At 50.3% G+C, this 23,872-nt stretch carries 24 protein-coding genes; 22 read left to right on the top strand and 2 right to left on the bottom strand.

Translation table 11 applies throughout. The annotated features are described in order from the left end of the window. The first annotated feature begins 133 nt into the window (after positions 1-133). The 6 genes from HP399_RS23415 to HP399_RS23390 all read left to right on the top strand — a co-directional run bounded on the left by HP399_RS23415 (position 134) and on the right by HP399_RS23390 (position 6,157). Positions 134-817, top strand: coding sequence for a response regulator transcription factor (locus HP399_RS23415; protein ID WP_173619223.1), 684 nt, complete (start codon positions 134-136; stop codon positions 815-817). Beyond that, entirely contained in the window at positions 783-2,216 is a 1,434-nt protein-coding gene (locus HP399_RS23410) for a HAMP domain-containing sensor histidine kinase (RefSeq protein WP_173619222.1), read from the top strand. Before HP399_RS23415 ends, HP399_RS23410 begins: the two co-directional genes overlap by 35 nt. Before the next feature lie 143 nt (positions 2,217-2,359). Continuing rightward, on the top strand, positions 2,360-3,955 hold the full coding sequence (locus HP399_RS23405; RefSeq protein WP_173619221.1) for an efflux RND transporter periplasmic adaptor subunit: 1,596 nt from the start codon (positions 2,360-2,362) through the stop codon (positions 3,953-3,955). A 4-nt stretch (positions 3,956-3,959) separates the two neighbouring features. After that, positions 3,960-4,691 carry an ABC transporter ATP-binding protein gene (locus HP399_RS23400; RefSeq protein ID WP_173619220.1) on the top strand — a complete coding sequence of 244 codons (732 nt, stop codon included), beginning with the start codon at positions 3,960-3,962 and terminating at the stop codon, positions 4,689-4,691. Continuing rightward, positions 4,678-5,889: an ABC transporter permease gene (locus HP399_RS23395; protein ID WP_173619219.1), complete on the top strand. Its 1,212-nt coding sequence runs from the start codon at positions 4,678-4,680 to the stop codon at positions 5,887-5,889. Before HP399_RS23400 ends, HP399_RS23395 begins: the two co-directional genes overlap by 14 nt. 52 nt (positions 5,890-5,941) lie before the next feature. Then, a complete protein-coding gene (locus HP399_RS23390; protein WP_017250899.1) occupies positions 5,942-6,157 on the top strand; it encodes a hypothetical protein in 216 nt (71 codons plus the stop codon). 372 nt (positions 6,158-6,529) lie between these two features. On the opposite strand, the gene HP399_RS23385 is transcribed toward HP399_RS23390, so the two are convergent. Then, complete coding sequence (locus HP399_RS23385; RefSeq protein ID WP_173619218.1) at positions 6,530-6,871, bottom strand: hypothetical protein; 342 nt, start codon at positions 6,869-6,871, stop codon at positions 6,530-6,532. 216 nt (positions 6,872-7,087) lie between these two features. Between HP399_RS23385 and HP399_RS23380 the strand changes: the two genes are divergently transcribed. The 3 genes from HP399_RS23380 to mscL are packed head-to-tail and all read left to right on the top strand — an operon-like array spanning position 7,088 to position 9,347. Continuing rightward, positions 7,088-7,936, top strand: a complete 849-nt coding sequence (locus tag HP399_RS23380; RefSeq protein WP_173619217.1) for a nucleoside hydrolase — start codon at positions 7,088-7,090, stop codon at positions 7,934-7,936. A 4-nt stretch (positions 7,937-7,940) separates the two neighbouring features. Then, entirely contained in the window at positions 7,941-8,873 is a 933-nt protein-coding gene (locus tag HP399_RS23375; RefSeq protein ID WP_173619216.1) for a nucleoside hydrolase, read from the top strand. Positions 8,874-8,885: 12 nt separating this feature from the next. Next, complete coding sequence (gene mscL, locus HP399_RS23370; protein WP_173619215.1) at positions 8,886-9,347, top strand: large conductance mechanosensitive channel protein MscL; 462 nt, start codon at positions 8,886-8,888, stop codon at positions 9,345-9,347. A 36-nt stretch (positions 9,348-9,383) separates the two neighbouring features. On the opposite strand, the gene HP399_RS23365 is transcribed toward mscL, so the two are convergent. Next, positions 9,384-10,157 carry a YheC/YheD family protein gene (locus HP399_RS23365; protein ID WP_173619214.1) on the bottom strand — a complete coding sequence of 258 codons (774 nt, stop codon included), beginning with the start codon at positions 10,155-10,157 and terminating at the stop codon, positions 9,384-9,386. A 161-nt stretch (positions 10,158-10,318) separates the two neighbouring features. Between HP399_RS23365 and HP399_RS23360 the strand changes: the two genes are divergently transcribed. The 13 genes from HP399_RS23360 to HP399_RS23300 all read left to right on the top strand — a co-directional run bounded on the left by HP399_RS23360 (position 10,319) and on the right by HP399_RS23300 (position 23,848). Then, complete coding sequence (locus tag HP399_RS23360; protein WP_173619213.1) at positions 10,319-11,155, top strand: AraC family transcriptional regulator; 837 nt, start codon at positions 10,319-10,321, stop codon at positions 11,153-11,155. Between the two features lie 76 nt (positions 11,156-11,231). Beyond that, the gene (locus HP399_RS23355) at positions 11,232-11,597 is read left to right on the top strand and encodes an MmcQ/YjbR family DNA-binding protein (protein ID WP_173619212.1); all 366 of its coding nucleotides are present in this window, start codon (positions 11,232-11,234) and stop codon (positions 11,595-11,597) included. Between the two features lie 5 nt (positions 11,598-11,602). Further along, positions 11,603-11,980: a VOC family protein gene (locus HP399_RS23350; protein ID WP_173619211.1), complete on the top strand. Its 378-nt coding sequence runs from the start codon at positions 11,603-11,605 to the stop codon at positions 11,978-11,980. Positions 11,981-12,295: 315 nt separating this feature from the next. After that, a complete protein-coding gene (locus HP399_RS23345) occupies positions 12,296-13,516 on the top strand; it encodes an anhydro-N-acetylmuramic acid kinase (protein WP_173619210.1) in 1,221 nt (406 codons plus the stop codon). 27 nt (positions 13,517-13,543) lie between these two features. Continuing rightward, entirely contained in the window at positions 13,544-15,079 is a 1,536-nt protein-coding gene (locus HP399_RS23340) for an ABC transporter substrate-binding protein (protein WP_173619209.1), read from the top strand. 72 nt (positions 15,080-15,151) lie between these two features. Further along, positions 15,152-16,093, top strand: coding sequence for an ABC transporter permease (locus HP399_RS23335; RefSeq protein WP_173619208.1), 942 nt, complete (start codon positions 15,152-15,154; stop codon positions 16,091-16,093). 15 nt (positions 16,094-16,108) lie between these two features. Further along, positions 16,109-16,942: an ABC transporter permease gene (locus HP399_RS23330; protein ID WP_173619207.1), complete on the top strand. Its 834-nt coding sequence runs from the start codon at positions 16,109-16,111 to the stop codon at positions 16,940-16,942. Between the two features lie 25 nt (positions 16,943-16,967). Further along, positions 16,968-18,188, top strand: a complete 1,221-nt coding sequence (locus tag HP399_RS23325) for a serine hydrolase domain-containing protein (RefSeq protein WP_173619206.1) — start codon at positions 16,968-16,970, stop codon at positions 18,186-18,188. An 18-nt stretch (positions 18,189-18,206) separates the two neighbouring features. Next, a complete protein-coding gene (locus HP399_RS23320; protein WP_173619205.1) occupies positions 18,207-19,181 on the top strand; it encodes an ABC transporter ATP-binding protein in 975 nt (324 codons plus the stop codon). Beyond that, positions 19,178-20,140 carry an ABC transporter ATP-binding protein gene (locus HP399_RS23315; protein WP_173619204.1) on the top strand — a complete coding sequence of 321 codons (963 nt, stop codon included), beginning with the start codon at positions 19,178-19,180 and terminating at the stop codon, positions 20,138-20,140. The genes HP399_RS23320 and HP399_RS23315 overlap by 4 nt, the downstream gene beginning before the upstream one ends. Positions 20,141-20,184: 44 nt before the next feature. Beyond that, positions 20,185-21,093 carry an N-acetylmuramic acid 6-phosphate etherase gene (gene murQ, locus HP399_RS23310; protein WP_173619203.1) on the top strand — a complete coding sequence of 303 codons (909 nt, stop codon included), beginning with the start codon at positions 20,185-20,187 and terminating at the stop codon, positions 21,091-21,093. Positions 21,094-21,120: 27 nt separating this feature from the next. After that, on the top strand, positions 21,121-22,536 hold the full coding sequence (locus tag HP399_RS23305) for an FAD-binding oxidoreductase (RefSeq protein ID WP_173619202.1): 1,416 nt from the start codon (positions 21,121-21,123) through the stop codon (positions 22,534-22,536). After that, positions 22,529-23,848: a (Fe-S)-binding protein gene (locus HP399_RS23300; protein WP_173619201.1), complete on the top strand. Its 1,320-nt coding sequence runs from the start codon at positions 22,529-22,531 to the stop codon at positions 23,846-23,848. The genes HP399_RS23305 and HP399_RS23300 overlap by 8 nt, the downstream gene beginning before the upstream one ends. The last annotated feature ends 24 nt before the right edge of the window (positions 23,849-23,872 follow it).

Below are 23,872 nucleotides of genomic sequence, written 5' to 3'. Positions count from 1 at the left end.
AACCTCCCTATTTACATTCAGGTCTCTTTATTTTACTTACAAAGTATGCTTCCTTCCAGACATCTACTTGACATATTCATGTCCTACGCTAAAGGGGAGACTAGTCCGAGCAGAGGGGAGAGAGTACTGAAGAATGCCAAACATCTTAATCGTGGAAGACGAGTTACCCATCTCTCGGGTATTGAAGGCGTACTTGGAAAAAAACAACTTTCGGGTCGAACAGGCATTTAACGGTGAGGAAGCAGAGCGGAAGTTTGATTCACTCAATCCTACGCTCGTCTTGCTGGATGTGATGCTGCCTGGGCGAAGCGGATGGAGTATTCTCGAATATATTCGAGCGAAAAGCTCGTGTCCTGTCATCATGCTGACAGCGTTGGGACAAATCGATAACAAGCTGGCTGGCTTGAACAAAGGCGCCGATGACTATATTACTAAGCCCTTTATTGCCGACGAAGTGGTCGCTCGGGTACATGCGGTATTACGTCGCCCGAAACAATTGATAGAAGGCAATCATGTGAAGCAGTTCGGCAGTCTGAAAGTCGACTTCAAGGCGTATTCTGTCATGCTGTACGGTATCGAACTGACGTTCACGCCAAAGGACTTGTGCCTGTTTCTTTTTTTGGCACAGTACAAAAACCAGACCTTCACCAGAGAACAGCTCATCGAGCAGGTATGGGGGATGGATTACGAAGGAAGTGATCGCGCAGTAGACCTCGCGATCAAACGCATCCGGCGATCTTTGGAGAATTGGCCGACATCCGAAGGGGAAATCCGTACCTATCGTGGCTTGGGATACAAGCTTTGTGTATATGAGTGAGAAAAAACGTACCTCTTTGTTTCGCTATTGGACGACGCGATACTTGATCATCTTGTGTATCGGCCTTTTCGTGATCGGGATTGCCTCCAGTTATTGGATTTCTTATAGCGAGACACAAAAACGCCTTGATTTTATGAGACTGATGGCAGCGGAAGTAGCGGATCGAGTCGTTGATGTGGAAGGTAAGGTAAAAATGGCTCCGTTCTTGTTTCGTATAGTGGACAGTCGCCAGGAATCACTCGGAGTCAATTACAAGCCCATTATGATGATTTTAGATGAACACAAACAACCAGTATTTGGCGTACCCGGTCCTTTTTCTGGGGAACTGAAGCGCATCGCGCCTGATCTGGTGGAAGCGGATGACAGCCTGTCACAGTTTGAGCTTGCGCGGGGCGACGAAGTGCTTTTCGTGAAGGAAAGCATTAAGGTTGATGAGCGAGTGGTTGGCTGGGTCATGCTGTTTACCCCACAAAAACAGGTGATACGTAGCATGACCGAATTCCAATTGCTCGCGATCATGCTTCTGAGTCTCGGTTTGCTTGGCTGGCTCGTCATTTATTTGCTGACGAAAAAGCTGTCTCAGCCGATTAAGGATGTGGCAGACGCTGCCAAGCAAATCGTGCTGGGAAACTACGAGATTCAATTGGATAAAAACAAGCGAGAACAAGAAGTGTATGAGCTGATCCATTCCTTTGAAGAAATGGCAGAACGACTGAAGCAGCTGGAAATGATGCGTACCGAGCTATTGGCAGGGGTGACCCATGAACTCAAAACACCTGTTACGTCCATCAGTGGGCTGGTACAAGCTGTGAGGGAAGAGGTTGTGAGCGGTGAGGAAGCCAAGGAGTTTTTGGATATTTGTACGAAGGAAACGACACGTCTTCAAAAGATGATAGAGGATTTGCTCGATTTTAACTCTTTTGCTGTGGGTGACATTCGCATTCGCCGGCAACCTCAAAACATGCAGGAGCTGATCCGGGAAATTACGCACCAATGGGAAATTGTGCAAGAAGAAGAGAAGCTAAGCTTGCACATCGAAAATGCCTCTGATCCGATTTGGATAGAGACCGACCCACTGCGTGTGCAACAAATCATGTACAATCTCTTAAACAATGCGGCACAAGCGATGGAATCGGAGGGACGGATCGTCGTGTCACTATCTGCAACAGCAGATGAGATTCGCATTGACGTGAAGGACAATGGACGTGGAGTACCGCTTGAAGAACAGTCTTTGATATTCGAGCGATTCTACCGAGGCGAGGACAAGAAGCACATCATCCGTGGGCTTGGTCTTGGTCTGTCTTTTAGCAGAATGATTGCCCAAGCGTTAGGAGGTATGTTGATCCTGACGGAGAGTACAGCGTCAGGCAGCACCTTCACGTTGATTTTGCGCAAATAAAATAGGCATGATCCTAAAACGACCTGGTTCTCTGGTCGTTTTTTTGTGTCTTCATCTGACTTTTCCCTGACGTATTCGTTCCGTATAGTGGTCGCAACCAAAAAGACAAGTCTTCAATCAAGTAGACGGTAGGAGGACTGAGCGTGACTCACTCGGAGAAAAAGAGAGCGTTGTTTTCGAAGGTAGGAAGCAACAAGAAAAGATGGATGGTTGGTATATTGGCTGTCGGAGCCGTGGTCATTTCAGGTGGAATATTCGGCTACCAGTCGTTTTTTCCCCCACAAACGGCGCAGGCCGCTTTTCAAGTGGAAACGGTAAAAAGGGGAGACATCTCAGAAGTCGTGCAGGCATCAGGCACTGTCCAGGCTTCCAAGCGCTCGTCTCTCTCGTTTTCCGATGCAGAAGAAGCCAAGGATGCGATCTCTACCATTCAGGTCGGCGTTGGTGATGCCGTGAAGGCAGGGCAAGTTCTGGCGACGATGGACGATTCCGTAGCGAGAATCCAGGTGACCAATGCGGAAGCAAATCTTTTATCGGCGCAAGCCAAGCTAGGGGAGGCACAAAAGCGCAAGAGTCCCGCAGAAATCACGTCTTTGCAAGCCGCCGTCAATCAGACCAAGAACGAATGGGAGCTCGCAAAGCAAAACATTGACGGGAAAAAAGCGGCGAATGACGTGGAGAAGGCAAAGGCAAACCTGGAGAGTGCCCAGAAGACGTACACTTCCCAGCAGACCTTGTTTGCGGCAGGTGCGATTGCCAAGAGTGAATTCGACAGTGCCCAGTCCTCGTTGGATCAGGCCCAACGCGATTACAACTCGGCGGTATTGACAGCCGGACAGACGACAGGGCAGGCCAGTGTGAAGGTAGAGCAGGCATTGGCTGCGTATCAAACAGCGCAAGAAGCGTTGCAGGAAGCGAATGAAGGTCCTGATGCTGCCACAGTATTATCGGCAAAAGCAGCGGTGGAACAGGGAAAAGCGGGGCTGCAACAAGCACAAAAGGCATGGAGAGCTGTCACCTTGAAAGCACCGATGGACGGAGTAATCGTTCAGGTGAATGGCAATGTAGGCGAAATACCCGGCAATGATTTCATTATCATGGATAATTCGAATAGCGGAGATTTAGAGGTGTTGGCCCAGATTAGCCAGAGTGACATCGGAAAAGTGCAGGAAGGCTTGCCTGTGACGTTTACGACGAGTTCTTATGCGGACGAGACGTTCCGTGGAAAAGTAAAGCTGATCTATCCGGAAGCGAAAACCGACGCTGGAGTCACCACTTACGATGTGCTTTTGTCTGTGGCAAATCAGGATAACAAATTGAAGATCGGCATGACGATGAACGTCGCGATCGAACGAGGAACCCATAAAAATGTGCTCGTGGTACCTGCGCAAGCGCTGCAAACGCAAAATGGCAAGGATGGCGTGTATGTACTAAAGGATGCTGCAGCACAACAAGCTGGTGAAGGAGCGGAAGGGAATCAGGCTGAGACGAAGCAAGCGAATAACCGCAGTGGAGGCAAAGAGGGCAGAGCGAATATGCCGTATCGATTTGTTCCGATCAAAATGGGATACTTCACTGCCGAGCTGGTAGAGGTGACGGAGGGACTTACCGAGGGAGAGCGTGTCGTCATCCTCGTGAATACACAGACCTCATCTGGAACGAGTCAAAATGGAAATCGAATGGGCGGCGGCGGTATGCCGGGATTCGGCGGAATGGGCGTCCAGATAAGGGGACGGTAGGCAGATGAAAGCGGTCATTCAAATAGAAGAGCTGAGAAAACAGTACGTCATCGGAGATCAGGAGATTTATGCGCTCAGAGGTGTCAGCTTGTCGATTGAGGAAGGGGATTTCGTGGCAATCATGGGACCCTCCGGTTCAGGCAAATCTTCCATGATGAATGTGATTGGCTGTCTGGATAAGCCTACCTCGGGGGAATTTTTTTTAGACGGCTATCCTGTATCACAAGCACATGATGATGAATTGGCGGTCATCCGCAATCAGAAAATCGGCTTTGTTTTTCAAAATTTCAATCTGCTACCACGTACAACCGCAGTTGAAAATGTAGAGCTGCCTCTATTATATGGAGGCACGTCTGCACGGGAACGAAGAGAAAAAGCCATCCGGGCATTAACGAGTGTCGGACTGGCAGAGCGATTGAACAACAAGCCCAATGAGCTGTCAGGTGGGCAGCAGCAACGTGTGTCAATCGCGCGAGCTCTCGTCAATGATCCGGTCATCCTGCTGGCAGATGAGCCGACAGGAGCGCTGGACACGAAGACAAGTGAAGAGATCATGGGTATTTTTCAAAAGCTGAACGATGCGGGCAAAACGGTTATTTTGGTGACACATGAACCTGATATTGCGGAGTATGCCAAGCGGATCGTCCGGTTTCGTGATGGGCAAATCATTGCGGATGAAGTGGTGGAGGATCGCAGGAGGGTGTCGATGGAGGGTAGAGCAGATGAGCTTTATTGAATGTGTACGCATTTCATTTCGCAGCATCAGGGCAAATGGCTTGCGCTCCGTTCTCACGATGCTGGGAATTATCATCGGTGTGGCAGCTGTTATCGCGATGGTGGCAATCGGAGAAGGGACTTCCACATCTGTTGCTTCGCAGATCAATGGTTTAGGGAGCAATCTGCTGATTGTCACCCCTGGCCAGGCGACACAAGGCAGAGTAAGCCTTGGGGCTGGCTCTCTGAATACGCTGACGATGGCAGATGCAGAAACCCTGATGCAAAAAGAGTCCATTTCGGGTGTGGCTCCCAGCGTTAATTCGCGGGGGCAGATTGTCTGGGGAAGCAATAACTATTCCAGTACGCTCGAGGGGACGTCAGCTGATTTCCCTCTGGTGAGGAATGTAGAAGTTGGACAAGGGCGTTTCTTTAGTAACTTTGAAGTGAAGATGCAATACAACGTGGCAGTCGTGGGGACAGAGGTGGTCAGCAACCTGTTTAAAGGAGCAGATCCAGTAGGGCAAACCGTTCAGATCAACCGGATTCCGTTTACGATCATCGGCGTATTGCAGAGCCAGGGAAGTTCAGGCATGACGAACAACGACGATCGGATCATCATTCCGATTACTACTGCGATGAGCAGGTTAACCGGAGATAAAAACGTGGGCTCGATCTACGTCTCGGCAGCATCGTCGGACTTGATGGAGAAGGCGCAACAAGATATTCAGCAAGCCCTTCGTGCTAATCACAAACTACGGCCACAAGCTGCCGATGATTTCCGCATTACGTCCCAGTCAGACATTTTAAGTACGGCACAGTCAGTATCCAGCTCGATGACCGCGCTTTTATCTGGCATTGCTGCCATCTCGCTGATTGTTGGCGGGATAGGCGTCATGAACATTATGCTTGTATCCGTCACGGAGCGGACACGGGAGATCGGGATTCGCAAGGCGATTGGAGCCAAGCGGGGAGATATTCTCCGTCAGTTTTTGATCGAAGCGGTTACGCTTAGCCTGATTGGCGGGGTGATTGGTATTGCCTTAGGGGTAGGTGCTGCGTATTTGGTTAGCAAGCTCGGTCAGATGGCGACCTCCATTAGTCTGTCGCCGATCATGTATGCGTTTTTGACCTCTACATTGGTTGGAGTCATTTTTGGTGTGTATCCGGCGAGAAAAGCAGCGCAGCTCAAACCAATTGATGCACTGCGGTATGAGTGAGTGTGTAATTTTTCCAATCCGGGCATACTAGCCGTGAGAGGTGTTGGAGCTGATGGAAAAAAGCGTTCAATTTTCCGTACCATGGCGAGAAGCAACACGTATTGTGAAAAGGATCAAAACAAGCAAATTGCGTTATTTTGTCAGACAACAAGAGGGCAAGACCAGTGTTGCGTTCGTCTTTCCTCGAGTTAGCGTCAGCCAATATGTCTATTTGTATATCATTTTTGGACCAAGAGCTGCTGATGTGCTCAACAACGATAGCAAATAGAATGATCCCTGATGGCCCGAGCAGGCGTCAGGGATTTGCAATAATTCACAGGAAAACAAAACCTGACACTTTTCGATAGGACTGTTTCATAGTACAATTCCAATATGAACGAACTTGGGGAAGTTCGGGATGGCGGCACCCAATCTGTGCAGAAGGGCCGCCTCTTTTTTTTATGATTGTACAAATGTTCGTTTTCGACAGCATTTTTACTCAGAGGATATACTAGGTACAATTACCTGAATATACAGCTGGAATGAGTGAGTAGTTGGATATAAAATAAGCTTATTCACGTGAATACAACGTACTACTCTCTCCCAAGATTTGATATCTTGGGGCTTTTTTTGTTCAAAATGCATGAAAAAAAGCCGTTTCTCATAACGGCTCTGTTATCGATAGGGTAGGTTGAAAGCTGCCTTTTAGCAAGGCATCAATCACTTGCTCCTGTGTGAGAGAAATCGTGATGCCCATCCCGGGCAGGTCGACAGAAAAAACATTCTCTCGGTACAAATACCAGAGATCGCCTGTCGGCTCTATGGAATAGACGTGTATATTATTCTGAGAATGCTGGCCTGCTTTTCGGATTTCCCGCAACGCTGTAAACATTTCTCCCCAAATAGGCAGATAAGGCTTCGTTTGGTGCTGAACAATCGCTTGGATCAGTTGGTTTTTCACGAGAGAAATAGCATCCATGGTTGGGTGATTCAACGAAGGCATGACCGTTCTTCTCCTTTTGCATGGCTTGGCGCATTAGTCTTGCGTGATGGCGATTTTTGTCGAAGTTATGAATAAGTGTAAGATAGTTATCCGTTCGATGCAAGAGAAGAGAAGGTAGAGATGAGCATTTGGATATTTGACGGTTGCTGCTGATTTGGATAGCATAGGAAAAGCGGTTTTGACAAATGGCAATAGCGAGAAGCGGGAGATGAAATTGTGGCAAAAAAACACCGGTTGATCATCGAGTTTTGCGGTGGATTTGGTCAAGGGCTGGCCTTGCTGTATGCTTTGCGGTCGCCTGATGTTCAAGTGGCAGGAATCATTTGCAGAGACACGCAGTCAAGCTTGGCTAGCAAGCTGATTGATTTTGCACAGCCAGGCTATGAAATTCCAATCATTACAGGTGCCAAGCAACCGCTTTTCTCGGGAACGATAGAGACGACCACCTCTGAAGGTGTACGGCTCCTTGCAGAAAACACGCAAGATGAGGAAAGTGACTTGACGCTCGTGACGTTTGACCGTTTGACGACGCTAGCTATGGCTGTCGCGCGTGATCCATTGTTGGCGCATAAATTTACGAGAATCGTGGTGCAGGGTGGAGCCATACGTGTACCAGGAGATGTTACGGCCATTGCTGAAACAAACATGCATGGTGATCCGGAAGCAGCTGCGCTCGTTTTGGCAGCCCGCTTGCCGCTTGTGCTTGTTCCATTAGATACAACCAGCTCGTTTCGTTTGACGGAAGAGCAAGTACATACGCTGAGCAGTCTCGCACAAGCAGTTGGCCTGATCGATAGAACGACGATGTCAGACATGCAGTTCGCCGCTTCTGCTCGTACGCTCCATGCATGGGTAGCGATGCTCGCGGCTCTCTCGCCTGAAAAGATGCGGACGGAGCAGATGAAGCTCTCAGTCGAATGCAAAAGCGAATGGTCACGCGGTGCCATTCTAGCCGATCTACGGGCGAAACCGAGTGTAGGAACCGATACCGCCGTATGCGTTGAGGTTGAGATGGCAGAGGCAGAGCGTTGGCTGCAAACCGTTTTGGATCAGGGAGGGGTATAAGCGCATGGAAAAAATCATTTTGGATGTAGATACCGGGATTGATGATGCGCTGGCGATTGCATATGCCGTTCACTCGCCTGCTCTTGAAGTGTGTGGGGTTACCACGACTTTTGGCAATATTACGGTGGAGGAAGCAACACGCAATACCTTACAGGTGCTAGAGCTGCTGGATGCCTCTACGATTCCTGTCTATCAGGGGGCATCGAAGCCGATTGTTCGCGACCTCACAGGAAAAGCAAGGCTGTTCCACGGTGAAAACGGGCTAGGCAATGTCGTCCTTCCTAAACCTTCGACAACGGCACAGCCACAGTGTGCCACACAATATCTCATCTCTGCGATAAAGGAACATCCTCACGAATTGACACTCGTGACCGTCGGAAGCATGACCAATCTGGCGCAGGCGATTATGGCTGCTCCAGAGATCGTATCCCTTGTCAAACGAGTGGTCGTGATGGGAGGCGCTGTAACGGTGCCGGGGAATCGCACGCCTGTAGCGGAGGCGAATATTTGCGCCGATCCGGAAGCGGCAGCGTATGTCTTCCAGTCTGGTATTCCAGTGACGCTGGTAGGCCTGGATGTGACGATGCAAACGCTGCTTACCCGCGAACACTTGCAGGAATGGAGAGCGAAGGATACACGCTTGAGTCATGTTTTCGCGGATATGTGCGAGGTGTACATGAATGCCTACGCCACAGTGGGTAATTTGCGCGGCTGCGGTCTGCATGATCCGTTGGCGGTAGGTGTCGTCATTGATCCGACGTTTGTAAAGTCAGTCCCAATGCATGTTGCGGTAGATACGTCCGGGGGAGCCAGTGATGCCCGTACGATTGGGGACAGACGGGAACATCCAGCGCAGCCGCCGAATGTGGACGTGTGCCTGGAGGTTGACCATGAGCGCTTTGTCGGTCATTTTTTACAGAATGTATTAGGAAATTAGGAGGTAGGTATTGTGTTAAAAGAGTTTAAAGAGTTTGCGTTAAAAGGAAATGTGATGGATCTCGCTGTCGGTGTCGTGATCGGTGGGGCTTTCGGGAAGATTGTGACCTCGCTTGTCAATGACATCATTACCCCATTGATTGGGATGCTTTTGGGCAAGGTCGATTTCTCCGGCTTGTTCATCAATTTGAGCGGGGTCCCTTACAATACGATTACAGAAGCAAAAGCCGCAAAAGCTGCGACACTGAATTACGGGTTGTTCCTCAATTCCGTGATTGATTTTGTCATCATTGCCTTTTCCATTTTTATCGTCATCAAGCAGCTCAACCGTTTCAAACGCAAGCAAGAAGTGGAGAAAGCACCTGAAACGACCAAAGAGTGCCCGCATTGCATCTCGGCGATTCCGATCAAGGCTACACGTTGCCCGAACTGCACCTCCATGCTGGAGACAAAAGGAACATTGGCACACGAATAAGACAAATACACGAATCAAACGAACAGAGGAGGGCGATTATGCCTTCCTCTGTTTTCGTTTCGCGCGGTTTTTGTACTGAGAGTGAAGTCTTTTAATCGTATGGTAATAAGTCTTGTCTTTGAGCTTGGCAAACAGCCCGTGGGAAGGAAAGTCGTAATTGACCTCAATAATGGAGAGGTTTCCTGCTTTATCAATGGCAAAATCAACGCCGATTTGCGCACTGTGCCGATATTTATTAAAGTGGGCACATACACGGTGACTGATTTGGATCAACTGAGAGACGACACTTTTTATTTTGTCGGGCGCGACTGCCTCTGATTTCTTCAAGGCATGCGGGACTGTGACGGCATATCCGCCGCCGCGAGCGACATTGGTAATGATACTGTCGGCACCGGCTACCTTGGCTAGCATGCCGGCATATTGCCATTTGCCCAAGCCATTGCGCATCATCATGACGCGAATATCAAAGGGGCGGCCGTCAATTTCAGCTAAATCCAGTCCTTTTTGAATCACGTAATTTTTTTCCGTACACTGCGCGGCGAGCTGCTGCTTCAAGTTAGCCAAAGAATCTGCATGCATAGGTTCTCCGCGCTCCTTGACAAATTGATAGCCCTCGCCATCCGTTTTCCAGACACGGATAATGCCTTTCCCCATATGGGTTCTCGTCGGTTTGATATAGACGGTAGAATACTGCGCTACATACGAGTCCAAACTTGCGGGCTGATATAAAGAAGTAGGCGGTAGGTAAGGGCGAAGGTAAGGACTTTTTGAAAAGAACTGATGAAGGCTCCACTTGGAGGAGGAGATCACATCATGCACCTCACTTTACGAAAAATCCATTCGTCCCAGCATATGCAGAAGCGATCGTGACCGTTTTTATTTTGAAAGGGGACGTTTTTCAAAAATGGCCAAGGACTTAAGAAGGAGTTAAAGGATTATGGGGGAATATATGTTCTAATCATAGGAGAAGGATGGCGAAAATAATGTGGCAATTCCGTCCGGTGCAAACTCCGACTCTGCAACGAGCGAGCGCCCAAAATGCCTATCGCTACCAAGAGTACATGCCCAGCAAATGCCTGGTGAACTATATAGCCTGCTACTGGACCTCAGAGTACGACGGCAAAGGGATAGCACTTACAAGCCGAGTCATACCCGATGGATGCGTCGATATCATTTTCAATCTCGGTGCCACTTCCTATCAGAAGGAGGCATTTCTAACGGGACTGATGAGGACGTACGAGGTTATCCCATTGACCGAACCACAATCCTTGATCGGCATTCGGTTTTACGCTGAGGGAGCAGCTCGCTTTTTACGCTATCCGGTCGCCATGATCAACGGGTATCATCCCAATCTGGAAGACATCTGGGGCAAAGAGGCGGATCAGGTGATAGAAGGCTTGCTCGAGGCTTCCGACACGGCGGAGCGGATCGCTTGGTTGGAGCAGGAGCTTATCAAACGATTGTGGATAGATGATCCGGCAGACCAGTTGCTTTTGACAAGCATGAACTATTTATATGAATACAGAGGAAATCTTTCCATGGCCGCGCTTGCCGAGAAAGTGAATTATAGCGAGAGAACCTTGCGCAGGACGTTTCAACACCAGTTGGGAATGAGCCCGAAGGAACTGGGACGAATCATTCAATTTCAAGGGCTGCTGCAAATGCTGGCTAAGGGAACACGGACTTCGTTTACAGATGCAGCTCTCCAATGTGGCTATTACGATCAGTCGCACTTGATCAAGAGCTTTCACACTTTTTACGGTGAAGCTCCAAGTAAAATTGTCTCGCCAGATCGTGCGAATCGATAGTCTTTAAAAGTTGTCCGTTTTTTACAATCTTCTTTTTACCAGACGCGTTACCCTAAAGAAAGGATGGTGAATTCATGTGAATGAACAAACATTAGATACATACTGCCGGAAGCAGCCAGGTGCCACCCATGACTATCAGATGGATTGGGAATGCGATCGCTACCATGTTGGAGGCAAAATATTTGCCATGATCGGAGGCGATTCCAAAGGTGTTCGCATCCTCACCTTGAAATGCGATCCGATGCGTGCGGAGGAATTGCGCGAGACCTACGGAGGGATCGTACCTGGCTATCACATGAATAAATCCCATTGGAATTCTATCTACTTGGACGCTGACATTCCCGAAGGCTTATGGGAAAAGATGATCGCGCATGCGTACGAAACGGTGCTCCAAAAGCTGCCCAAGCGCGTCCAGCAAGAAATCAAGAGCGAACAGGAGTGAGTGATGTGGGAATCAAGCTTGATATGGTAGGGATAGTCGTACAGGACATGAAAAAAGCATTGGATTTCTATCGAGTACTCGGTTTCGATATTCCCGAGGTAGCAAATGACGAGCCTCATGTGGAGGTAGCGCAGGACGGTGTTCGTTTGGCCTTTGATACACTGGAAGTGGCCAAGAGTGTGTATGGAGGATGGGAAGTGCCTGTCGGGCATCGGATTGAGCTGGCTTTTTTGTGTGAGGATGCTGCGGCGCTTGATGCGTTGTATACAAAAATCGTTTCACATGGCTACGAGAGTCACCGTGAGCCGTGGGATGCTTTTTGGGGCCAGCGGTATGCCATTGTGAAAGACCCGGATGGAAACCTGATCAGTTTGTTTGCGTAATACGATTCTTACATAAGAAGACAAGCCGAGCCTATGTAAAAAGGTTCGGCTTGTTTGTGTTTGTGGACAGAATCATTGGCTGATATATAAAACTTTTTAATAGGAAAACATCCCCATAACATCCCGGTTTTTTCTCAATAGAACGGGCTATTGCTGTGACAGCTTGAACGGGGTGAGACCTGTGCATAGTTGTTGTTTCAAGAAATAAAATTTACTAATAATCGATTGACTTGTGTAATTTTGCTACATATAATGAAAGCGATAACAGGAACGAATTTTTCAACGATTCTCGATTCTCAAATGGGGGCTTTTGACATGGATCAACCTGCAAAATTGCTCGATTATCGTGCGAAAAATGAGCATGTACTCATCGGCCTCATGTCGGGTACTTCGCTAGATGGCATTGATGCCGCACTCGTAGCGATCCGCACGGATGAACAGGGCGAGATCGAAAAGGTGACTCTCCGCGATTTTTTTTATATGCCTTACTCCGATGACTTGCGTGAGTGGGTCATGAATCTGTGTAGTGTAGAGACAGCGAGAGTGGATCAGTTGACTGCGGTTCATTACGGCCTATCTGAATGGTATGCCTATGCGGTACAGCAATTGATGCAGAAAGCTGGTGTCACGACAGCCGAAGTAGATGCAGTCTGTATGCACGGACAAACCATTTGGCATATTGCCGGGCGCGCGCCATTTCCTGGACCACGAGGAATGACAGAGGTCAGAGCGTCCTTGCAAATCGGCGAGCTGTCCACGCTGGCAGAACGTACGGGTATTCCGGTAGTGGGAAACTTCCGCGCTCGAGACTTGGCTGCTGATGGAGAAGGAGCACCGCTTGTTCCGTATGCGGACTATATTTTGTTCCGCCATCCGCAAAAAGGCAGACTGCTGCAAAACATCGGTGGAATCGCCAATGTCACATTACTCCCTGCAAGCGTAGCTATCGATCAAGTCGTCGCTTTTGACACAGGCCCTGGCAATATGATCATGGATCAAATCGTTCAGCTCATGACCAACGGACAGATGAGGTATGACGAGGGTGGCAAGCTGGCCGCAGGTGGCACCGTCTCTTCAGTGCTACTGGAAAAATGGCTGCAGGACCCTTATTACCAGATCAAGCCACCGAAAAGCACAGGTCGCGAAGTATACGGCAAAGCTTTTGCCCAAGAGCTGTTTCATGATGCGAATCAACTCGGGATTAGTCAGACGGATCTGTTAGCAACCGTGACAGCATTGACTGCCACGACAATTGCGAACGCCTATATGCAATTCGTATTACCAACAACCAAAGTGGAGGAAGTGATCGTCTCAGGGGGAGGCGCTCATAACCAGACGCTTCTCGCGATGCTGCAGCGTCATTTGCCGACAGGAATGACCGTGATGACGGCGCAGCAGTTTGGGATGCCTGACGATGCGAAGGAAGCCGTCGCTTTTGCCATTTTGGGTCATGAGACACTAATGGGACGACCATCCAATGTGCCATCCGTAACAGGGGCGAAGAGGGCCGTACCGTTAGGAAATATATGCTTCTAACATGAGATCAACAGAGGGGGTAACATCGTGAAAAAAAGAGTATTGGCAGGCTTTTTCCTATCATTGTCTCTCGTGCTTTCCGCTTGTTCTGGTGGAGGAACAGCACCCACAGAGCAAGGCAAGTCAGCAGAAGGACAAGCAAAAACTGAACTGATCGTGGCAGCCGAGCAAGAGCCAGTGGGCTACGATCCGCACAAAGTTCCAGCCGCATCCAGTTTGCGGGTCTATGCGCTCATTTACGATAGCCTGACCAAGTTGGACGAGAACATGAACATCGTACCGAACCTGGCAGAGAAATGGGAGATTGCGCCAGACGGAAAAACGGTCACGATGTTCCTGCAAAAAGGCGTCAAATTCCACAACGGAAAAGACATGACGGCTGAAGACGTAAAATTCAGCTTTGAGCGAATCATGAATCCAGACACGGGTTCGATCGCGAAATCGTATTTTTCCAGCGTAGAAGCAATTGAAGTGAAAGATCCGACAACGGTTGTCTTCAAGCTGAAAAATGCAGACGCATCGTTCGTAGCGAACACGGCAAGTGCTTATGCTTCCATCGTGCCAGCAGGCTCCACTGACCTGACCAAGGAAGCAATCGGTACGGGTCCATTCAAAATGGAAAAAAGTGAGTCGGGACAATATGTCCTGCTGAAGAAAAATCCGGAATACTTCAATAAAGAATTGCCAAAGGTAGAGTCCATCAAGTTCCAAATCATGAAGGACGAGGCGGAGCGTCTAGCTGCGATTCGCTCTGGTAAAGTCGACATCAGCATGGTGTCTGCTGATTCTGCGAAGCTCTTGGAAGGCAAGCCAGGCGTACAGATCAAGAACTACCAATCCTTGGAGTACAGTTACCTGGGTATTAACGTAAACAAAAAGCCTTTTGATAATCCAAAAGTGCGCGAAGCGATCAGCTATGCCGTTGACCGTAACCAAATTATCCAGACTGTTTGGAAAGGGGAAGCGACTCTGACTGGTCCGATCGCGCCTGCGTTGACTAATTCGGCTTTGGACCCTGCTACTTATCCGACCTACAAAACAGATGTAGAAAAAGCGAAGCAATTGCTGGCGGAAGCGGGCTATCCAAACGGTTTCGAGACCCAAATCGAGACAGCAGCAACTTACCCAGACATGGTAGAAACGGCACAAGTGATTCAACAACAGCTCAAAGCAATAGGTATCAATGCGAAGATCAACCAGCTTGAGTGGGGGAACTACATCGATACGTGGAAATCCAAGGACATGAACTTGATGGTAGGCCGCAACACTTCTGGTGTTGATGCTGATCGTTCCATGCGCTTCTTCTTCTCGACAACTGGTTCTGCCAACGTGTGGAACTACTCCAACCCTGCCTACGATGAACTGGTGCAAAAAGCACTGACGACAGTAGATCAGAGTGAGCGCAAAAAGCTGTATGACGAAGCACAAACCATGCTGGTAGCAGATGCACCAAACCTGTTCCTGGCATCACCGAAAAACTACTACGCGGTGCGTGACAATATCGATTTCACACCGACCGCAGCGGGCGAAGTATACTCGCTGATCAAAACTTCGATCAAGTAATGTAGCATGCGTGTGATGAAGGCTCCGCCAGAGGTTAGGCGGAGCCAAGTTTCTAAATATGGAGGGAAACTCGTGGGATCTTATCTAATCAAACGTGTCGCCAGCTTGATTCCCATCCTGTTTGGCATATCCGTCTTGATCTTCACGATCCTGCATCTGGTGCCGGGCGATCCAGCTTCCATCATGCTAGGAACGAATGCCACACCGGAAGCAATTGCGGCCTTGAATAAAAGCATGGGTCTGGATCAGCCGTTGATTAACCAGTACCTGAATTGGATCACAGGAATCCTGCAAGGGAATTTTGGTGTATCGGTCCACACAGGAGAAGAGATTTTGCCCCAAATTCTCAAGCGTTTTGCCATCACCATGCAACTGACTGTATTTGGCGTTCTGATTGGGTGGGTGCTCGCGATTCCGTTCGGGATTCTCTCGGCGATTCGGGCTCATTCCAAAACAGACATCGTGGTTCGTGTGTTTACGCTGCTAGGTATTTCTGTTCCGAACTTTGCCATCGGGACCCTGCTCTTGCTCGGCTTTTCCCTTTATTTCAACTGGTTCCCACCCATTGATGTGGTGAACTTCTGGGAAGATCCGATCGAGGCGTTCAAGGTATTCATACTGCCTGCGACAACGATGGGGATTGTGGTGGCTGCTGGTGTGATGCGGATGACTCGTTCTGCGTTTTTGGAAACCATGGACAAAGATTTTATTCGGACAGCGCGGGCCAAGGGCAACAGTAAATGGACAATCGTTATGGGCCATGCGTTCCGCAACTCTTCGATTCCGATCGTCACGATCGCAGGTATGCAGATTGGTTACCTGCTGGGCGGGTCTGTGATCGTCGAGCAGCTGTTCTCGATTCCTGGTCTGGGCCAGTACATTCTGGAAGGAATTTATCAGCGGGATTATCCGGTTGTACAGGGAGGCGTTTTGTTCGTCGCTCTGGTGTTTGTCCTGGTCAATCTGCTCATCGACCTGATCTATACCTGGATTGATCCACGTATCAAGTATTGACAAGGGGAATGCGACATGAGCACATTTCGAAAGCGTTTTTTGGCGAATAAGACAGCCGTCTTCTGCTCCATTTTGCTGGCGTTGCTCTGTTTGACGGCAGTGCTGGCTCCGGTGTTGGCTCCGCATGACCCGACACAAATGTTTCAGGATCATCGGATGGAAGGCAGCTCGGGTGAGTTTTTGCTAGGTACGGACCAGTTTGGTCGTGATATTTTGAGCCGCATCATCCACGGTGCGCGCGTATCGCTTGTGGTCGGGCTTTCTGCCGTTCTTGTCAGTGTCGTTTTCGGTACGCTGTTTGGCTTGATCGCTGGCTACTTCGGGCGCTGGATTGACGGTTTTATCATGCGCTGTATGGACGTTCTGTTTGCTTTTCCGGAAATTTTGCTGGCGCTGGCGATTGTCGCTGCATTAGGGCCGGGAACCTTCAACACGATCATGGCTATCGGGATCGTGAACATTCCGATCTTCACCCGGACGGTGAGGGGAGCGGTTCTCTCTATCAAAAATCTGGAGTACGTAGAAAGCGCTCGTGCCATCGGTGCGAGTACACCGCGTATCTTGTTTCAGGAAATTTTTCCGAATGTAACGGCACCACTGCTTGTTCAATCCTCACTGGCGATTTCAGGTGCGATCCTGACAGAATCGGCCCTCAGCTTTTTGGGCTTGGGGATTCAGCCGCCAGACCCGTCATGGGGCGGGATGATTTCAGAAGCGCGCCGCTACATGGAGCTGGCTCCGGGTATGATCATCTGGCCATGCATTGCCATGACGGTGACGATTCTTGCTTGCAACATGTTTGGGGATGCCGTCCGTGATATTCTCGACCCGCGTCATCGTGGGAAATAGGAACGATAGGCTGAGGTGAGAACGAATGAACGTGCAACAGTTCAGAGAACGAATGGAGTCCAGTCTGACGCGAGGGATTCATCAGGGAATTTTTCCAGGAGGCGCTGTCAGCATACTGCGAAAAGATGCGCCTGCTGTGACAGTTTGCATGGGAAAAACAAGCTATGGACATGATGGAAGGCCGGTTCATAGTCAAACGCTGTACGATATGGCCTCTTTGACCAAGGTGATGGTGACCTTGCCACTCATCCTCATCAGTGTGCAGGAAGGCAAGCTCTCGTTGACTGACTCCGTGACGACCTACTTGCCAGAATTGGCGAGCGCCCATGATCAGGAACGCAAACGGCAGATCAAAATCATTCACCTGCTCACACATACATCGGGACTTCCTGCATGGCGTCCGTACTTTTTGCTGGGGAAAAATCGGGAGGATTATTTGCGGCTCATCGCAAACGAGTCGATGCTGGATGACCCAGGACGTAGCGTTGTGTACAGCGATTTGGGATTCATGCTGTTGGGCTTTTTACTGGAGCGTATCTGGGACGAGGAACTGGACGCGCTGGCGAAGCGACTGATTTTTCAACCGAGCCGAATGCTTCATACGAGCTACTTGCCGCTGGAACAAACACGTCTGCACGGAATGGACATCGCTGCTACGGAGAAGGGAAATGCCTTTGAACAAGAGATGGCTGTGACTTTTTTGTCAGAGCTAGCAGAAGCCAGACATCCATTGGCGTTGGAATGGCAGCAAGCTTTGACCGGATACGGTTGGCGAGAAGGAGTTATTAGTGGCACGGTTCACGATTGCAACGCCCACTATGGCTTGGAAGGTGTCAGTGGGCACGCCGGACTTTTTTCCACCTTGGCTGATACAGAGCGCTACATGCACATTTGGACGAGTCGGAAGGCTTCCGTACAGCTTGATCCGACGCTGTGTGCCTTGGCTACTCGCTCACTCACAGACCATTCGATTCATCGCAGAGGACTGGGATGGATCATTTCCTCGACAGGCGGCTCCTTAGAACAGCTTGCCGCAGGTTGCAGTGGGGGAGACCTTGTTTCGGAGCGCGCCTTTGGGCATACCGGCTTTACAGGAACGTCGATCTGGTCGGACCCGGCGAGAGACGTGACGCTGATTACATTGACAAACCGCGTGCATCCTGTTGCGAGCCCGTTAATCGGGGCGTGGCGGACCGCTCACCATAACCGATTATTTTCTGTAATCAAACCTGACCACACATCCTGATGAAAAGGGGGAGTACTCATGGCAGCAATGCTTACGATTGATGATTTGCGAACTTCTTTTATCCAAGCAGGCAAAAAGCTGACCGTGATCGAGGGTGTCAGTCTCTCTGTAGAGCCTGGTGAAACCGTCGGTGTGGTCGGTGAATCCGGATGTGGAAAAAGCGTGACCAGCATGTCCATCATGCAGCTCTTGGGACGGAATGTGGAGATGACCGGGAGCATCCGTTTTCAAGACAAGGAGCTGCTCTCACTTACGGATAAAAAAATGCAGACGATTCGCGGTAATCAGATCGCGATGATTTTTCAGGAGCCGATGACTTCGCTCAACCCATTGCATTCGATCGGTAAACAGATCAGCGAGCCACTTCGTCGGCATCTCGGATTGTCCAAACAGGAAGCCAAGCGACGGACGATCGAGCTTTTGAAAGAAGTCGGAATTCCGCGTGCCGATGAAATCATTTCCGACTATCCGCACCAATTGTCAGGCGGGATGCGTCAACGTGTGATGATCGCGATGGCGATGTCTTGTGCGCCCAAGCTCTTGATTGCCGACGAACCGACGACGGCGTTGGACGTGACGATTCAGGCGCAAATATTGGAACTCATGAAAAAAGTCCGGCAAGAGCAAGGCACTTCCATCCTGCTTATCACACATGACCTGGGAGTCGTGGCGGAGATGTGTCATCGCGTCATCGTCATGTATGCAGGTCAAATCGTAGAGGAAGCCGACGTCAAGCAGCTGTTTGACGAGCCGAAGCATCCGTATACGAGAGGGCTTTTGAAATCGATGCCTTCTGTCAGTGTCAACCAAGAGCGTTTGGATGCGATTCCGGGCTCGGTGCCTCTTTTGAGCGAAATGCCAGTGGGATGTCGTTTTGCACCGCGCTGCTCACAGGTCATGGATATTTGCCGCGAGAAAAATCCAGAGCTTACGCCTGTCGCAGACAACCAAAAGTGCCGCTGCTGGCTGTATCGCGAGGAGGACATGCAATGAGGCAACCACTGCTGGAAGTCAAATCATTGACCAAGCATTTCACGAGCAAGCAAGGATTCTTCAGCAAGGAGAAAATCGTCCGTGCCGTCGATGGAGTCAACTTGACTGTTTATCCGGGCGAGACTGTCAGCATCGTAGGCGAATCAGGTTGTGGGAAGTCCACGACAGGACGCTGCATCCTGCGTCTGATTGAACCGACTGATGGAGAAATCTTTTTTGAAGGACAGGATATCCGCAAGCTCAATGAATCAGAGCTCCGACGGGCTAGACGCAACATGCAGCTCGTGTTTCAGGACCCGTTTGCCTCGCTGAACCCACGAAAAACAATCGGCCAGCTTTTGGAGGACCCACTCATCATCCACGGCATCGGCAATTCAGTAGAACGCCGCAAGCAAGTCGAGGAGATGATCCAGATCGTCGGCCTCTCCAAGCAGCAGCTGGATCGCTTTCCGCATGAGTTTTCCGGTGGTCAGCGCCAGCGGATTGGCATAGCAAGGGCACTGATTTTGCGCCCGAAGCTGATTGTGGCTGATGAGCCTGTATCTGCTCTGGACGTGTCGATTCAGGCACAAATTTTGAACCTGATGCAAGATTTGCAAAAGGAATTCAATCTGACGTATTTGTTTATCTCGCATGATTTGAGTGTCGTCCGCCATATTTCTGATCGGGTAGCGGTCATGTATCTCGGAAAAGTGGTGGAGGTAGCGGATAAACAATCGTTGTACGAGAAACCAACACATCCCTATACACAAGCACTGTTATCAGCGGTGCCTGTACCGAATCCCCATTTGACGACCCAGCGGATCATTTTGGAGGGAGACCTGCCTAGTCCAGCGAATCCGCCGTCTGGCTGCACATTTCATCCGCGTTGCCGCCACTGTATGGACATTTGCAAAACAGTCGCGCCAGTGGCTAGCGAGGTTTCAGCAGGGCACTTTGTCACTTGCCATCAGTCATGAAGTGAGCATGGGGCAGTAAGATTGAAAAGGAGGTTCGATAGAGCATGAATCTGGAGAACTTGCAAGCATTGACGACTGAAGGAAAAAACGAGGGCAGCAGTGATTTGGATCAATTGAGTGCCCGAGGCATCGTACAAATGATGAACGATGAGGACAAGAAGGTTCCTTATGCAGTAGAGCGCGTCCTCGATCAAGTATCCGATGCGGTAGATGTCATCACACACGCATTGGAAAAGGGCGGAAGACTGTTTTACTTTGGTGCTGGAACGAGTGGACGCTTAGGGATCTTGGATGCGTCTGAGTGCCCACCGACCTTTGGTACCCAGCCTGAGCTCGTTCAGGGTGTGATTGCAGGCGGACCATCCGCACTGGTACGCGCGGTAGAAGGTGCAGAGGATTCTTTTGAATTAGGTCAAGAAGATGTGCATAAATACGGCGTGACCAAAAATGATGTGGTCGTAGGGATCGCAGCCAGTGGACGGACTCCGTACGTTCTCGGTGTTTTGGCGGAAGCACAGAAGATCGAGGCCAAGACGGTTGCTGTCTCTTGCAACAAGCCTTCGTACATCAATGAAGGCGTAGATGTAGCGATTAATGTTGTCGTAGGACCGGAAGTATTGACCGGATCGACAAGGCTCAAGGCAGGAACGGCCCAAAAGCTGGTGCTGAACATGCTGACGACAGCTACGATGATTCGTTTGGGAAAAGTGTACGGAAATCTGATGGTAAGCGTGCAGGCGACCAACCTCAAGCTGAAGGAACGAGTAAAGCGGATCATCATGGAAGTGACCGGAGCGAGTTACGAGGAAGCGGAGCAACTGGCTGATCAGGCAGACGGTGATGCGAAGACAGCCATTATCATGAAGCTGACTGGATCGAGCAGGGAAGAGGCCACTCGTCTGTTGAATGTTACCAATGGAAGAATCAGGGAAGCTATTCAGCAGTTTGACTAAGTTTTTGGGAAAGGATGGAGAGATTCCATGTTGCCAGAATCCATTCGCGAAGAGCTGCGTGCCATCGTCGGAGAGAAAAGCTGTCTCGACAAACAGGAAGCATTAGTCGCCTATTCGTATGACGCGACGCCGATGCAGCAAGCATTGCCGGATGTGGTCGTCATGCCGAAGAGCACAGCCGAAGTCCAACAGGTCATGCGAGTTGCAGCGCGACATCACATCCCGATTGTGACGCGTGGAGCAGGCTCCAATCTATGCGGCGGAACGATACCAGTCGGTGGCGGAATTGTCTTGGTATTGAGCCGGATGAATCAGATCGTAGAGATTGACGAGCAAAATTTGACGATAACGGTGCAGCCGGGGGTTCGAACGGTCGACATCCATCAGGCGGTAGAGGCACTCGGTTTGTTTTACCCACCAGATCCAGGCAGCATGGTCATCTCCACGATTGGCGGGAATATTGCGCTCAATTCGGGTGGACTGCGTGGATTGAAGTACGGAACAACCAAGGATTACGTGTTGGGTCTCGAAGCTGTGTTGCCGAACGGTGAGGTCATCCGTACCGGGGGCAAGCTGATGAAGGATGTGGCGGGCTATGATCTGACCAAGCTCTTGGTCGGCAGCGAGGGCACATTGGCGATCATTACCGAGGCTATTCTCAAGCTGATTCCGAAGCCGCAAACACAGCGAGTCATGCTGGCTATGTTTGCAGATATGGCACAGGCGGCGAGGTCTGTTTCCGATATTATTGCCAATCGCATCATTCCTGGCACGCTTGAATTTCTCGATCAGGGTACAATCCGTGTTGTCGAGGATTTCAAACAGATCGGGCTTCCGACAGATGTGGCGGCGATCCTCCTGATCGGTCAGGACGGAGAGCCGCAGACGGTCGATCGGGACATGGAGCAGATCGCTGCTATTTGCCAGAAGAATGATGCCGTCCAAATCAAGGTAGCGACGACAGCCGAGGAAGCGGATGAGGTAATGACTGCTAGACGCAGTGCGCTCGCCGCATTGTCAAGGATGCGTCCTACGACCATTTTGGAGGACGCGACCGTTCCCCGCGCCGCGATAGCACCGATGGTCGCCGCGATCCAAGAGATTACAGGGCGTTACGGACTGCAAATATGCACCTTTGGCCATGCAGGTGACGGCAATTTGCATCCGACCTGCATGACAGACGCTCGCAACACGGAAGAGATCGAGCGTGTCGAGCATGCCTTCGAGGAAATTTTTGCTGCGGCAATCGATTTGGGCGGAACGATTACGGGAGAGCATGGCGTAGGGATCGTCAAGGCACCGTATTTGGAGTGGAAAGTAGGAGCCGCAGGTATGGAGATCATGAAAGGCATCAAGCACGCTTTCGATCCTCACAATCTCCTGAATCCTGACAAGATGTTTGCCAAACAGTCCCGGAACAGAGTGGTGGTCCAGCGTGCTTAAAGAAGCCTTGGTAAATAAACTCGATTACGATGAACTGTCCAACTGTATGCGCTGTGGCTTCTGTCAGCCAGCCTGTCCGACCTTTCGGGAAACAGGCTATGAGGCAGCTTCTCCACGAGGTCGCATCGCCTTGATGAAAGCCGTAGCAGACGGTGTCATGGAGCCGGACAAAGATTTCGTCGATCAAATGAATCTCTGTCTAGGCTGCCGAGCATGTGAGCCTGTATGCCCAGCAGGTGTGCCGTACGGTCAGCTGATCGAGCAGACGAGAGAAGCGATCGAAGAGGTACAGGAGCATCCATGGTGGGTCAAAGCCGTCCGCAAGCTCGCGTTTTTTCACCTGTTTCCTCATCAGAAGCGCATGTACCAGCTCGGCGGGCTCTTACGCTTCTATCAGCGCTCAGGTGTGCAAAAAGCTGCTCGCAAGCTGGGAGTGTTATCCATCCTACCTAAGCAAATGCGGGAAATGGAAGCGATTATGCCTGAAGCATCTGGAAAAGGTATCGTGGACTTTTTCGGTGGCACGGTTATTCCAGCCGTAGGCGAGCGCAAGTATCGCGTAGGAATGTTTCACGGCTGCATCATGGATGTCCTATTCAATGAGACGAATCGCAACACCGTGCGCCTTCTGAGTGAGGCAGGCTGTGAGGTCATCGTCGCTCCAGACCAGGTGTGCTGCGGTGCTCTCCATGCACATAGCGGTGAGCGTGAACAGGCTCGCCATCTGGCGCGAAAAAATGTGGCTGCTTTTCACAAGGCTGATGTGGATATCATTGTATCCAATGCAGGCGGTTGCGGGGCGATGCTGCAAGAATACGACCATTTGCTGGCGGAGGATGCCGAACGGCAGGAGAAGGCACAATGGTTCGCTTCACGCGTGAAGGATATTAGCGAGGTGCTTGCACTCATCGTCGAGCCAAAAGAATGGCAATCATTGCCACAGCGGATCACCTATCAATCCTCCTGTCACCTGCGCAACGGGATGAAGGTGACAAAAGAGCCGGTGAGCCTGTTGCAAGCCATTCCAGGAGCCACATACGTACAGCTTCGCGAGGGAGATCGCTGCTGCGGCTCTGCGGGCATTTACAATCTGGTGCAGCCTGAGATGGCCGGGAGCCTCTTGGATGAAAAAATGGGCCATGTAGCGGCTACCCAAGCGGACATTCTCGTGACCTCGAATCCGGGCTGTCTGTTGCAAATGAAAGCAGGCATTCATCGAGCTGGACTGGAAGGAAAGATGGAGGCCGTGCACATCGTCGATTTATTGGCGCGTGTTCAGCAGGAAGAAAAGCCCTTGTCTACCCCTAAGTGAGTGGGGATGACAAGGGCTTTTTCC

The sequence above is a fragment of the Brevibacillus sp. DP1.3A genome (assembly GCF_013284245.2).
In the GTDB taxonomy this organism is placed as follows: Bacteria; Bacillota; Bacilli; order Brevibacillales; family Brevibacillaceae; genus Brevibacillus.
The sequence above is the reverse complement of the archived record's forward strand: the minus strand, read 5'-3'. Positions and strand labels throughout refer to the sequence as shown.